Source organism: Mesorhizobium sp. RSR565B, assembly GCF_054719465.1.
In genome coordinates, this window is the sequence record NZ_JBTTIE010000001.1 from 919,278 (window position 1) to 933,217 (window position 13,940).

Annotated in this window: 10 protein-coding genes and 1 pseudogene; 5 read left to right on the forward strand and 6 right to left on the reverse strand. The window is 63.1% G+C overall.

Annotated elements, in window-relative coordinates:
• Positions 1-217: 217 nt before the first annotated feature.
• From ACYG9R_RS04580 to ACYG9R_RS04595, 4 genes are all read right to left on the reverse strand, one after another.
• Positions 218-3,355 (reverse strand): efflux RND transporter permease subunit, encoded by a 3,138-nt coding sequence (locus ACYG9R_RS04580; protein ID WP_023696637.1) that lies wholly within the window; start codon positions 3,353-3,355, stop codon positions 218-220.
• A gap of 248 nt (positions 3,356-3,603) precedes the next feature.
• On the reverse strand, positions 3,604-4,743 hold the full coding sequence (locus ACYG9R_RS04585) for an efflux RND transporter periplasmic adaptor subunit (RefSeq protein WP_023729264.1): 1,140 nt from the start codon (positions 4,741-4,743) through the stop codon (positions 3,604-3,606).
• A 58-nt stretch (positions 4,744-4,801) separates the two neighbouring features.
• The gene (locus ACYG9R_RS04590) at positions 4,802-5,407 is read right to left on the reverse strand and encodes a TetR family transcriptional regulator (protein ID WP_023729263.1); all 606 of its coding nucleotides are present in this window, start codon (positions 5,405-5,407) and stop codon (positions 4,802-4,804) included.
• Positions 5,408-5,560: 153 nt separating this feature from the next.
• Entirely contained in the window at positions 5,561-7,201 is a 1,641-nt protein-coding gene (locus ACYG9R_RS04595) for an acyl-CoA synthetase (protein WP_460221809.1), read from the reverse strand.
• Between the two features lie 190 nt (positions 7,202-7,391).
• On the opposite strand from ACYG9R_RS04595, the gene ACYG9R_RS04600 reads away from it, so the two are divergent.
• The 5 genes and pseudogenes from ACYG9R_RS04600 (at position 7,392) to ACYG9R_RS04620 (ending at position 11,619) form a co-directional block, all read left to right on the forward strand.
• Positions 7,392-8,363, forward strand: a complete 972-nt coding sequence (locus tag ACYG9R_RS04600) for a sugar-binding transcriptional regulator (RefSeq protein WP_023823499.1) — start codon at positions 7,392-7,394, stop codon at positions 8,361-8,363.
• Positions 8,364-8,457: 94 nt separating this feature from the next.
• Positions 8,458-10,512 (forward strand): bifunctional aldolase/short-chain dehydrogenase, encoded by a 2,055-nt coding sequence (locus ACYG9R_RS04605; RefSeq protein ID WP_023823500.1) that lies wholly within the window; start codon positions 8,458-8,460, stop codon positions 10,510-10,512.
• 214 nt (positions 10,513-10,726) lie between these two features.
• Positions 10,727-11,068: pseudogene (locus ACYG9R_RS04610) on the forward strand (D-alanine--D-alanine ligase A); the annotation flags it as partial.
• A 94-nt stretch (positions 11,069-11,162) separates the two neighbouring features.
• Entirely contained in the window at positions 11,163-11,423 is a 261-nt protein-coding gene (locus ACYG9R_RS04615; RefSeq protein WP_023823503.1) for a ribbon-helix-helix domain-containing protein, read from the forward strand.
• On the forward strand, positions 11,416-11,619 hold the full coding sequence (locus ACYG9R_RS04620; protein ID WP_023668570.1) for a type II toxin-antitoxin system RelE/ParE family toxin: 204 nt from the start codon (positions 11,416-11,418) through the stop codon (positions 11,617-11,619). The genes ACYG9R_RS04615 and ACYG9R_RS04620 overlap by 8 nt, the downstream gene beginning before the upstream one ends.
• A gap of 155 nt (positions 11,620-11,774) precedes the next feature.
• Here the strand turns inward: ACYG9R_RS04620 and ACYG9R_RS04625 are convergent, their stop codons facing one another.
• Positions 11,775-12,827, reverse strand: coding sequence for a substrate-binding domain-containing protein (locus ACYG9R_RS04625; protein WP_023823504.1), 1,053 nt, complete (start codon positions 12,825-12,827; stop codon positions 11,775-11,777).
• A gap of 46 nt (positions 12,828-12,873) precedes the next feature.
• Positions 12,874-13,869 carry an ABC transporter permease gene (locus tag ACYG9R_RS04630; RefSeq protein WP_023668572.1) on the reverse strand — a complete coding sequence of 332 codons (996 nt, stop codon included), beginning with the start codon at positions 13,867-13,869 and terminating at the stop codon, positions 12,874-12,876.
• Positions 13,870-13,940: the final 71 nt, after the last annotated feature.

The following is a 13,940-nucleotide window of genomic DNA, read 5'->3' on the forward strand; positions in this document are numbered from 1 at the left end:
GGCTTTGCCGTCCAGGAAAGGAATTCTGTTTTGCAAAACCGGCGCCGCGAAGCATTTTCATACAGGTGGCCGTTCAACCTATTTTGATGAACCCGCCTGGTGTTGAGATACTTGCCTGGGTGCTCGGTGCCACCGGCAAGGAGAAAGCCAGAACGCCGCACGTCAAGCGTACGGCGTTCCAGCCTTTTCCAAGGTGCATCCTGTGCGCCGGCAGCGCCTACTCGGCGGCCAGCGCGAGTGGCGGCCTGTCATTGTCCTGCACCGCCTCATCAGCCGGCTTCCTGCCTTTCTTCGGCTCGCGGCCGAAGAACAGCGCGTAGCCTGCCGGCAGCACCAGGATGGTGAGTACGGTGGCGACGAGGATGCCGCCCATCATGGCGTAGGCGAGCGGTCCCCAGAACACCGCACGCGAGATCGGGATCAGCGCCAGCACCGCCGTCATCGCCGTCAGCACGATCGGCCGGAAACGGCGCACGGCCGAGCCGATGATGGCCTCCGATCGGTCCATCCCCCTGGCGATGTCCTGATCGATCTGGTCGACCAGGATGATCGAGTTGCGCATGATGATGCCGAGCAGCGCGATGACACCGAGGATGGCGACGAAGCCGAACGGCGCGCCGCTGATCAACAGAGCCGCCGCCGCACCGATGATGCCGAGCGGACCGGTGGCCAGCACGAGCATCGCCTTGCCGAAATGCTGCAGCTGGATCATCAGGAGCACGACGATGACGGCCAGCATGATCGGCGCCTTGGCGGCAATCGAGGCCTGGCTTTCGGCGGAATCTTCCGCACCGCCCTGGATCTCGATCTTGTAGCCGGGCGCCAGGCCGGCGCGCATGCCCTGCATGTCATTGTAGAGCTTGGTGACGACATCGTTCGACTGCACGCCATCCGGCAGCGTGGCGCGCACCGAGATGGTCGGCAGGCGGTCGCGCCGCCATTCGACGCCCTGCTCGAGCACCGGCACCACCTTGGCCACCTGCGACAGCGGCACGAAGCCGCCGAAATCGGTCGGGATATAGACCGAGTCGACCGAGGACAGCAGGCTGCGGCTGGCGTCCGGTTCGCGGGCGACGATGGAAACCGTCTCCTCGCCATCACGGAAGTCATCGAGCGGCGCGCCGGACATCGCTGCCTGCAGCATCTGGCGGATGCGTTGCGAGGTGACGCCAAGCGCACGGGCGCGGTCCTGGTCGATGACCAGCTTCATCGCCGGTACCGGCTCCAGCCAGTCGTCATGGACGGCGCCGAGCAGCGGATTTTCGGCGAATTTCGCCTTCACCTGGTCGGCGATGCGGCGCACCTCCTGGCGGTCCGGACCCATGATGCGCATCTGCACCGGCCAGCCGGTCGGCGGGCCGAGGAACAGACGGTCGACCTTGGAACGGATCGAGGGGAAATCCTGCGCCAGGACTGAGCGCAGCTTGAGGATCAGCCGCTCACGTGCCGGCTCGTCATTGGCCATCACCAGAAGCTGCGCATAGTTCGGATTGCGCAATTGCTGGTCGAGCGGCAGGAAGAAGCGCGGCGCGCCTTCGCCGATATAGGTGGCGATGAAGCGCTTGTCCTTGTCGTCCATCATCCGGGCTTCCAGCGCCTTGGCCTGCGTCTCGACCTCCTTGATCGAGGTTCCCTCAGGCAACCAGAGATCGACGAGGATTTCCGGCCGCGAGGATTGCGGGAAGAAGTTTTGTGGGATGAACTGGAACGCCCACAGGCTGGTGGCGAAGGTGACCAGCGTCATCACCAGAACGATGATGCGGTGGCGCACCGCCCAGCCGACCGTGGCGCGCAGCCGCCGGTAGAAGCCGGTGTCGAAGGCGTCATGATGGTTGCCGGCATGCTTGCGCTGCTTGAGGATCATGTAGCCCAGCCACGGCGTGAAATAGACGGCGACGAACCACGACACGACGAGCGCGATGCCGACGACATAGAACAGCGTGCGCACATATTCGCCTGCGGTCGAGGCGGCGAAGCCGACCGGGATGAAGCCGGCGATGGTGATCAGCGTGCCGCTCAGCATCGGGAAGGCGGTCGAGGAATAGGCGAAGCTCGCCGCCTCGATCTTGACCAGCCCCTCCTCCAGCTTGCGCTCCATCATCTCGACGACGATCATGGCGTCGTCGACCAACAGCCCGAGCGCGATGATCAGGGCGCCGAGCGAAATGCGCTGCAGATCGATGCCGAGCTCGTACATGATGGCGAAGGTGGCGGCCAGCACCAGCGGAATGGCGATGGCGATGACCAGGCCGGAACGCCAGCCGATCGACAGCAGCGAGACAGCAAGCACGATCAGCAGCGCCTCGCCGAGCGCCTCCATGAACTCGTTGACGGCGTCCTTGACAACCTCGGGCTGGTTGGAGATCTGGTCAACCGCAACGCCGTAGGGCAGCGCTTCCTCGAAGCGCTTGTAGGTCGCCTCGACATCCGTGCCGACGTCCCTGACGTTGAAACCCTTGGCCATGACGACGCCGACCTGGACGCTTTCGTGGCCGTTGAAGCGGTACTTGCGCTGATAGGGATCTTCGAGACCGGAACTCACGGTGGCAATATCGCCAAGACGTGTCACCTGACCACCGGCGCGCAGGCGCAATTCCCTGATGTCGGCAGCCCTGGTGACATCGCCTTCGACCGAGATGCGCACCGAGCGCAGGCCGGTGTCGACGGAGCCCGCCGGATCGACATTGTTCTGGCCCTTGATGGCGTTCTGCAGGTCGGTCAGCGTCAGGCCGCGTTCGGCCAAGGCCTTGGACGAGACGTCGATATAAAGCTTCTCCGGCTGGTCGCCGATGATGACGGCCTTCTCGACGCCCGGCGTCGTCAGCAGCATGTCGCGAGCCTGGGTGGCGAATTTCTTCAGCTCCGGATAGCTGTAGCCATCGCCGCCGATCGAGTGCAGGGTGATGAAGGTGTCGCCGAACTCGTCGTTGAAATAGGGCCCGAGCAGGCCTTGCGGCAGGTCGCCGGAGATGTCGCCAACCTTCTTGCGCACCTGGTAGAAGGCGTCCTTCACCTCCTCTGCATTGGTGTCGCCCTTGATCTGGACGGTGATGATGGCGCTGCCGGCGCGGGTGTAGGAACGGACGAAGTCGAGGTGCGGCGTTTCCTGCAGCTTGCGCTCGATCTTGTTGACGACCTGGTCTTCCATCTCCTGGATCGAGGAGCCCGGCCAGATCGCCTGGACGACCATGACGCGGAAAGTGAAATCGGGGTCTTCCTTCTGGCCCATGCGCATCAGGCCGAGCGCGCCGGCAATGATGATCAGACCGAACAGGAAGCGCGCGATCGAGGGATGGCCGATGGCCCAGCGCGAAAGATTGAAAGGCTGCTTTTCAGTGCTGTCGGTGGTGGTCATCGGCGTCAGTCCAATTCGTTGATCGTGCGCGCATGCGCTTTGCATGCAGCTAAAATATTCCGATGCTGGCTTCCGGGCGGCGAGGCTTTCCGAGCGGAGAGACACTCATCGCGGTGGGACGCGCGGATCGATGCGGGGGAACTCGATCTTGGCGTCTCGACCATCGGGCGCTCGCCGCCCGGAAACCCTGAATTCGCTTGCCCAGCCCTTTCGCCGAAGCGACGATCAAGCCGGCTTCATGCCTGCGGTCAGCGCAGGGCCTTTGCGGCATCGCCTTCCGCAGAGGCGGCCTGGACCGCATCGCCGGTCAGCTTGACCTTGAGATTCTCGGTCATGAACTGGGTGCCGGCGGCAACGACGACATCCCCCGGCTTGAGCCCGTCGGCGACGCTGACGCCGTCGGAGGTGAACTCCGCAACCTTGACCAGGCGCTCGTGCACCGTCTCGCCGGCGCGGTCGACGGTCCAGACAATCTTGCGACCATCCTTTTCCGCAAGCGCGCTGAGCGGGATCGACACCATCTCCTGCTTCTTGGCCACCGAGGCCTCGATCTTGGCGGTCATGCCAAGCAGCACGCGCGGGTCGTCGGGCAGCGAGACGCGGACGGCAAAGGTGCGCGACTGCTGGTCGGCGCTGCCGGCGACTTCACGCACTTTGCCGGAGAGCGCCAGCGCGTCATCGGACCAGAAGCTGGCCTTGACGTCCTTTCCCGGCTTGAAGGCGGCGATGTCCATTTCGGGAACCGCGATCAGCACTTCCTTTTCGCCGTCGACGGCAACGGTCATCACAGGCGTTCCGGCGCCGACCACCTGGCCGACATCGGCCGAGACCGCCGTGACGATGCCGTTCTCGCTCGCCTTGAGATCGGTGTAGACGACCTGGTTCTGCGCCTGGGCAAGTGTAGAGCGGGCGGCATCGCGCGTCGCTACCGCCTGGTTGTAGCTCAGCGTCGCCTGTTCGAGCTGCGACTTGGAGGTGAAGTTCTTGGCAAAAAGCTGTTCGGCGCGCTTGCGGGACAGATCGACCGTCTCGACCTGCCGCTCGGCGGCGTCGAGGCTAGCCTTGGCGCTCTTGACCGACAACTCATAGTCCGTGGGATCGATACGGGCTAGCACATCGCCTGTCGTCACATGCTGGCCGATGTCGACCAGGCGCTCAGTGACCTTGCCCGAGATGCGAAAGCCGAGGTTCATTTCGGTACGGGCTCGCACCGAGCCGGAATAGGTGAGTTCGCGACTCTTTTCGGCCTGGCCGATCTCGACCACCTTGACCGGACGGATGATGTCCTGGACCTCGGTCTTCTCCTGGCTGCAGGCGGCGAGCCCGAGCGTGGCGACGATCAGGCCGGCGACCGGCAGCTTGCGGATGATGGAACTGGACAAAGACACTTTCGTACTCCCGACTGGAGATGAACGGTCGACACCGGCGCCCGGCGGGCGGCGGCTATTACTTCAGAGCCTTGATCGCGTAATCGATGAGATCGTCGGGCATCGCCCGATTGGTCTTGGCAAGGCACTGCGCCACCATTTGCGGGTGGCACAGAATGACGGTGGCGGCGCCGAAGCAGCGCGATGCGGTGACCGGATCCTGGTCGGCAAACTCGCCGGCCTCGATGCCCTCGCGGATGACCTCGGCAAACAGGTCGTGAATGCTGTCGATATGCTTGTCGATGACGCCCCAGTCGCGCTCGAGCGCGACGATGACCATTTCGTGGACCTTCTGGTCGTCGAGCATGACTTCCAGCGTCATCTTGTACTGCGCATGCACGTAGCGGCGCAGCCGCTCCTCGGCGCTGATCGGCAACCGGGAAATCTCGTAGGCCATGTTGTAGCTGGCGAGGAGCATGCGGCCGCAGACGGCCTGGTGGATTTCGACCTTGGAGGCGAAGAAACGGTAGATATTGGCCGGCGACATGCCGAGTTCGCGGGCGATGTCGGCGACATTGGTCTTGCCGTAACCATAGTGCCGGAACAGGCGTTCGGCACAGTCGAGAATGCGGGTGACATTCTCCTGGCGGGTGGAGTCGGCCATTATGCTGGCGGCTTCGGACATGGCTCTCTGTCGATTTATGAGTGACGAATTTCAACTTTCGTCAGTCGTAAATCGAAAAGAGGGAAGTGTCAATGCGAATTCGACGTACGCGTATAATTTGGTGACAGAGGGTGTGCGCGAACTCGACCTTGCGCGTGCCGTTGCGCTCTGGAACTAAGATCCCTTCGCCATTTCCCGCAGCTGAAACTTCTGGATCTTCCCCGTCGATGTCTTCGGGATCTCGGCAAAAATCACCGCCTTCGGCACCTTGAAGCGGGCGAGCAGCGCGCGGCAGTGTTCGATGATCTCGGCCTCGCTTGCCACCTTGCCGGGCTTCAGCTCGACATAGGCGACCGGCACCTCGCCCCATTTGTCGTCTGCCTTGGCGACGACGCCGCAGGACGCCACGGACGGGTGTTTGTAGAGGGCTTCCTCGACCTCGATCGATGAAATGTTCTCGCCGCCGGAGATGATGATGTCCTTGGAGCGGTCCTTGAGCTGGATGTAGCCGTCGGGATGCATGACGCCGAGGTCGCCGGAGTGGAACCAGCCGCCGGCGAAAGCCTCGTCGGTCGCCTTCCTGTTCTTCAGATAGCCCTTCATGACAATGTTGCCGCGGAACATGACCTCGCCGATGGTCTCGCCGTCGGCCGGCGTCTTCTGCATCGTCTCCGCGTCCATCACCGTCAGGCCTTCGAGTGCGGCATAGCGCACGCCCTGCCTGGCCTTTCTGGCGCTGCGTTCGCCCTTGTCGAGACCGTCCCAGGCGGTGTGCCATTCGTTGACGACCGCCGGGCCATAGGTCTCGGTCAGGCCGTAGAGATGGGTGACGGCAAAGCCGGCATCGGCCATGCCTGACAGCACGGCTTCCGGCGGCGGCGCGGCAGCGGTGTTGAAGGTAACGGTCTGCGGGAAGTGGCGCTTGTCCTCATCGCTGGCGTTGATGAGCACCGACATGACGACCGGCGCACCGCAAAGATGTGTGACGCCGTGGTCGGCGATGGCATCGTAGATCGGCTTCGACCGAACCCAGCGCAGGCAGACATGGGTGCCGGCCTGGACGGCCATTGTCCATGGGAAGCACCAACCATTGCAGTGGAACATTGGCAGCGTCCACAGATAGACGGCGTGCTTGGCCATGCCGGCATGGATGGTGTTGGTGTAAGCCATCAGGGCCGCGCCGCGATGGTGGTAGACGACGCCCTTCGGGTTGCCTGTCGTGCCCGAGGTGTAGTTGAGTGAGATGGCGTCCCATTCGTCGTCGGGCATCGACCAGGCGTAGCCCTCGTCACCGCCGGCGACGAACCCCTCATAGTCGATCGCGCCGATGCGCTCGCCCTTGGGATAGGGTGCATCGCTGGCATAGTCGGGATCGTCATAGTCGATGACCAGCGGCTTCACCTTGGCCAGTGCCAGTGCCTGTTTGACGACAGCGGAAAATTCGCGGTCGACGACGAGCACCTTGGTCTCGGCATGGTCGAGCTGGAACGCAATGACGGCAGCATCGAGCCTTGTGTTGAGCGAATGCAGCACCGCTTTGGTCATCGGCACGCCGAAATGCGCCTCCAGCATCGGCGGCGTGTTCGACAGCATCACCGTGACGGTATCGCCCTTGCCGATGCCGCGCTTCGACAGCGCCGACGCCAGCCTGAGCGAGCGCTTCCAGAAGGTGCGATAGTCTATGCGCTGGCTGCCATGGATGATGGCGATATGATTGGGATAGGTGCTTGCCGCCCGCTCCAGATAGGTGAGCGGCGTCAGCGGCTGATGGTTGGCTGCGTTCTTGCCGAGATCCTGCTCGTAGGGACTGCCCATCCCGTGCTCCCCGAATTTTCATTGTTGAGAACTTCTAACCACAGGTTCCCGCCACGTCACCATCGGCGATTCCCGACCGGGCACATTTGGCGCAATGATCGTCCAGATTCGATGGGCAAAGAGGTATCGTGTACCCACGCCAGTTTGACTTTTGTCGAGAGCCGTGAATAATGTCAGCCGAGGAGACGGCATGGCGATCCGACCGGCAGAACAGCTTATCCACAAGGCCGCATGGCTCTATTATGCCCATGGCCTGCGCCAGGACCAGGTCGCCAGCCAGCTTAACATCTCCCGCGCCTCGGTCGCCATGTATTTGCGCAAGGCGCGCGAGACCGGCATCGTCAACATCTCGACCTCGACGCAGCTGTTCACCGACGACGTGCTTGCGCGCCAGCTCGAGGACGCGCTCAAGCTTTATGCGGTGTGGATCGCGCCGGAGAATGCCTATGTCGTCGACCCTTCGACGGACGTTGCGGTGCTGGCGGCGGGCGTCTTTCTCGAACTGGTCAAGAAGGGCGACCGGATCGGCGTCGCCTGGGGCCGCACCGTCTACACCATCGCCGACGTCATGTCCTATGCCGACCTGCAGGACGTCACCGTTGTGCAGCTCTGCGGCAATCTCGGCGCGCCCTACTCCTACCGTCCCGACCAGTGCACGATGGAGATCGCCCGGCGGCTCAACGCCAAGGGCCTCAATTTCTACGCGCCGCTGGTGCTGACGACGGAATTGCTGGCGCATGGGCTGCGCGCCGAACCGGTGATCCGCGAACAACTGGCCGATATTGCCAACTGCGATCTGGCGCTCTATTCGGTCGGCACCGTCGATGGCGACAGCCATGTCGTCAAATGCGGCGCGCTCAGCCCCGGCGAGATGGGGCTGTTGCGCGAAGCGGGCGCCGCCGGCGTCGTTGCCGGCCAGATCATCGATGCCACCGGCAAGGCGCTCGACTGCAGCTACAACCGCCGCGTCATCTCGGCCTCGCTGTCGTCACTGCGCCAGATCGAAAAGCGGCTGATGGTGGTGCAGGAAGACAGCAAGTTCGAACCGCTGCTCGCCGCGCTCGCCGGCGGACTCTGCACGCATCTCGTCGTCGGCGCCAGCATGGCGCGGCGGCTGCTCGACCATGCCGGAGCCAGTGCGGGGGCAAAAAAGGCTTCCTGACCAACGAAATCCCAGCAGCAGGCGCATTGTCATCAAGGCGTCGCGGCACTCCTGTTCACAGCAACATCAAAGACAGCAAAGCGGACATAGCGACATGAAGAACCTTTGGAATGACGGCGACGCGGAAAGACTGGTTGCCGACTATGCGAAAAAGGGCGTTGCCCGCGACCTCGCGCTGCGCGTCTACACGACCCGGCTGCTCGGCGGCGAGCCGCGGCTGGTGCTGCATGGCGGCGGCAACACCTCCTGCAAGACCAAGGCCACCGATCTCGTCGGCGACGAATGGGATGTGCTGTGCGTCAAGGGCAGCGGCTGGGACATGGGTGTGATCGAGCCGCAAGGCCTGCCGGCGGTCAAGCTCGGCGCGCTGCTGAAGGCGCGTGCGCTGGCCAGCCTCGCCGACGAGGACATGGTGGCGCTGCAGCGGGCGAACCTCATCGACCCCGCCTCCCCCAATCCATCGGTCGAGACGCTGCTGCACGCCTTCCTGCCGCATAAATTCGTCGACCACACGCATTCGACCGCGATCCTCGCCATCGTCGACCAGGCGGACAGCAAGCCGCTGATCAAGACCGTGTTCGGCGACAAGATGGGGTACGTGCCCTACATCAAGCCGGGCTTCGACCTCGCCAAGGTGGCCGCCGATGTCTACGACGCCGACCCCAGCGTCGAAGGCCTGATCCTCGACAAGCATGGCATCTTCACCTTCGGCGACGCTGCGAAGCAGGCCTATGACCGCATGATCCATTATGTGAACGTGGCCGAAGACTATGTGGCGAAGAACGGCAAGCCGAAGGCAGCGAAAGCCGCACTGCCGGCCAAGCTCGCAACGCCGGCAGCGATCGCGCCGATGCTGCGTGGCGCGGTGGCGGTATCGCGTGGCGAAGGCCGCTTCGATCGCATGATCAGCGACTTCCGCACCTCGGATGCCATTGTCGATTTCATCAATTCGGCCGGCATCGCCGACTATGCCGCACGCGGTGTGTCGACGCCGGACCTGTCGATCCGCATCAAGACCGGGCCGATGGCGGTTCCGGCGCCAGACGCCGACAAGGCCGGCGACTACAAGGCCGTCATCAAGAGCCAGGTCGACGCCTTTGCCAACGACTATCGCGCCTATTTCGAAACCAATGACGCGCTGGACGACGTCGAGCGCACCATGCTCGACCCGATGCCGCGGCTGACGCTGGTGCCGGGCCTCGGCATGTTCGGCCATGGCCGCACGCTGAAGGATGCGAAGATCGCATCTGATGTCGGCGAGATGTGGATCGAGGCGGTGCGCGGCGCCGAGGCCGTCGGCAGTTTCCATCCTCTATCGAAGGCCGATCTCTTCCCGCTGGAGTACTGGTCGCTTGAGCAGGCCAAGCTCGCCTCCAACAAGCCGAAGCCGCTGACCGGCCAGGTGGTGCTGATCACTGGCGGCGCCGGCGCGATCGGTGCTGCGACGGCAAAACTGTTCGCCGCCAATGGCGCGCATGCCGTCGTCGTCGATCTCGATGCGGCCAGGGCGGCCGAGGCGGCAAAGGCAGCCGGCAACAATTCGATCGGCGTCGGCGCCGACATCACCAACCCGGCCGAGATGCGCGCCGCCTTCGACAAAGCTGTCGCTGTCTATGGCGGCGTCGACATTCTGGTCTCCAACGCCGGTGCCGCCTGGGAAGGCCGCATCGGCGAGCTCGACGACGCGCTGCTGCGCAAGAGTTTCGAGCTCAACTTCTTCGCTCACCAGTCGGCGGCGCAGAACGCGGTGCGCATCATGCTGGAACAGGGCACCGGCGGTGTGTTGTTGTTCAACACCTCCAAGCAGGCGGTCAACCCGGGTCCGAAATTCGGCGCCTATGGTGTGCCGAAGGCGGCGACGCTGTTCCTGTCCCGGCAATATGCGCTCGACTACGGCGCGCACGGCATTCGCTCCAATGCGGTCAACGCCGACCGCATCCGCTCCGGCCTGTTGACCGACGCCATGATCGCCAGCCGTTCCGGCGCGCGCGGCGTGTCGGAGAAGGAATACATGTCGGGCAATCTGCTCGGACAGGAGGTGACGGCAGAAGACGTGGCGCAGGCCTTCCTGCACCAAGCATTGGCCGAACGCACCACCGCCGATGTGACGACGGTCGACGGTGGCAACATCGCCGCAGCGCTGCGCTAGACATAGACCTGGAGCGGTTCATCGTTCACCAAAACGACGAACCGCTCTCCCGCCTGAAGGACTCCAGGCGGAGAACTGCTTTTGCAGGTCGTGCTGAAAAACTGCTCGAACTGGTCAAAATCCACTCCAATCCTTGGCCTATTGCTCGACCACTTTAGGGCCCACCTTGTGTTTCGCATGCGAGCTCCGACCCTGATCCTTGGTGGAGTTGTCGATGGCTGCGAAGAGACTTCGTGTCGGCTTGCTGTTCGACGGGCGCTCCGCCGAGCATGAGGTGTCGCTGCTTTCGGCAACCAATGTCATAGCCGCGCTGGACCCGGCGAAATACGACGCCGTTCCCATCTTCGTCACCCGCGAAGGCCAATGGCTGCTGAGCAATTTCAAGGACGGCGCGCTGGCGACACCGTCTGATGGGACGCAGCTTTGCCTGGCGCCGGGCGGGCATGGGCGGATGCTGGCGATCCCCGCCAAGGGTGCGCCGCACGACCTGCCTGCCATCGAATATGGTGTTCCGGGTGCTGCACGCCTGCATGGCGAGGACGGCGCGGTGGCTGGTGCGCGTCGGGCGGTCATGATGCAGGGGCAGATTCCTAACAGATATTGTTAGATCTTGTTGGATGCATTATAACGTTGGTATGAAAAACGAACCTATGCGCACCCTCACCATATCCCTTACCGCGCAGCAGATAGCTCGCCTGCAAAGCGCTATCGAAGGTGGCGGTTATGCTTCAAACAGCGAGATTGTCCGCGACGCCCTGCGCTTATGGGAGCAGCGCGAGGAATTGCGCACGCTCGAACTCCAGCACTTGAAGCGGGCCTATGCCGACGGGATGGCCAGCGGCGAGCCAGTGGCTGTCGACCACACCGAGTTCATTCGCAGCCTGAAGGCAGAACGCCGCGCCCGTGGCTAGCCATCGGCTCACACCGCGCGCTTCGCAGGATTTGCGAGACATCTGGCACACCATCGCCGCCGACAATGAAAAGGCAGCAGACAGACTGTTGATGCGCATTTTCGAAAGACTGGAGCTGGCGGCGCAGCACCCCAAGATGGGCAGCGCACGGCCCGAGTTAAGCGCAACGGCCCGCGTGCTCGTCGAAGACCGCTAAATCATCATCTACGAGCCGCAGCCCGATGGTGTTATCGCTGTGGCGATTGTCCACGGGATGCGCGATCCAGACCATTGGTTGTAGGCCGGCAGGCTTACCATCAATATGAAAAGAGCGGCCCATAGCCGCCCTTCGCATCTATCAGACGACCGATCCTACTTCGCGTTCGGGTTCGGCATCCAGGCCGGCATGGCGACATCGGCATGGGCGAATTGCGGCAGCTTGGCCGACAAGTCCTCCATGTTCTTGATGTCCTTGTCGATCAGGTCCTTCTGGGTGATCAGCGTCGGCGGCACGATGACGTTGTGGCCGGGATCTTCACCGGCGAGCAACTGCGCCAGCGCGCGCACCGAGACCTGGCCGACGACGGCAGGGTTGGTGGCGGCGGTGGCGGCCCAGGCGCTGTCGGTCTCGCGCATGGCCGCGATGTCCGAGGTAGAGATGTCGGCGGAGTAGATCTTGATCTTCTTGTTCAGCCCCGCCTCGTCGACGGCGATCTTCACACCCTTGGCGAACTCGTCATAGGGCGCGAACATCACATTGATGTCGGGATGCGCCTGCAGCACCGAGCGCGCCTGGTTGGCGACCGAGTTGGCGATCGGGTTGTCGAGCGTGCCGAACATCGCGACTTCCTTGATGCCGGCATGTTTCTTCTTCACGTCGACCCAGGTCTCGTTGCGGCGGTCGAGCGGCGCGATGCCAGCGACATAGACATAGCCGGCGTTCCAGTTCTCGCCATTGTCCTTGACCGCCTGCTCGAGCGCCAGGCGCGCAAGGTCCTTGTCGGACTGTTCGATCTGCGGGATTTTTGGATTTTCGACATTGACGTCGAAGGCGACGACCTTGATGCCGGCATCGACCGCGCGCTGGGCGGCGTCCTTCATCGATTCCGTCAGGCCGTGCTGGATGATGATGCCCTGCACGCCGAGTGCGATGGCCTGGTCGACCATGTCGGATTGAAGGGCGGCGTCCTGGCGGCTGTCGAGCACGCGCAGATCGATGCCGAGCGCCTTGGACTGGGACTCGACGCCCGAGAGATAGGCCTGGAAGAAATCGCCGGTCGAGAGATAGCGCACCAGCGCGATCTTGACGCCGGGCTTGTCGAACGGCGCCGGCTTGTCGGCGGCAAAGGCCGGGACCTGCATCAGCATTGTTGCGCCGGCCAATCCGAGCGCGACCTTCCCCAAAAGTCGTCTTGTGATGTTCACGTTCTTTCCTCCGTTTGTTGAACCCAAAACTGTCCCGGCAGCCATTCTATCTCCTGCCCCGGCCGGAAAGGGCGAAGGTAAAGACAAGGGCGACGACGAGAACCACGCCCTTGACGAAATCCTGCGTGTAGTAAGGCGCGTTCATCATCGTCAGGCCTTGCAGCAGGATGCCGACGAACAGCGCGCCGATGGCGGTGCCGAAGGCGTTCGGCTTGGCGGCGCCGAGCACCGCGTAGCCGATCAGCGCCGCGGCAACCGCATCGAGCAGCAGATTATTACCCGACGCGATGTCACCGCGTCCAAGCCGTGCGGCCAGCAAAATCCCGCCGATCGAGGCAAAAACTCCTGAAATGACGTAGGCCCAGATTTTGTATGCCTTGACAGGCGCGCCGGCGAGTTCGGCGGCCCGTTCATTGCTGCCCACGGCATACATCATGCGGCCGAAGCGTGTGTATTCGAGGAAGAACCAGATCAGCACGGCGAGCACGATCAGCACGACCACCGAGACCGGAATGAGGTTCGGGATGAAGAAGTCGAAGCGGTGGCGGCCGAGCGCCAGGAAGGCGTCGGAGAATTTGCCGTTGGCGACCGAGCCGTCCGGCATTGTCATACCGGTGGCGATGGAGCGTCCTTCAGTCGGGATGCGCTGGAGGCCGACGAGCAGGAACATCATGCCGAGCGTCGCCAGCAGATCGGGCACGCGCATATAGACGATCAGCCAGCCATTGATGAGGCCGACAAGGGCGCCGATGAGCAGGCAGATGAGGACAGCGACGACAACGTTCTGCTCCAGCACCACCATGACATAGGCAGCCGCCATCATGGCCGATGTGGCAACCGAGCCGATCGAGAGATCGAAGCCGCCGACAACCAGTGTGGCGGTGACGCCCAGCGCCAGCACGCCGGTGATGGCGACCGACTGGAAAATGAAGACGGCACTTTGCGGCGAGACGAACCCGTCGGCGGCGATGGCGAAATACGCGATCAGCCCGAACAGAAGCACGATGAACCCATAGCGGATGGCGTAATCGCGCAGCGTCATTCAGCGCCCGCCGTCAATACCCAACTCAAACCCGTGCACTCCATTCCAACCCTCAGTTCTTCAATCATCGT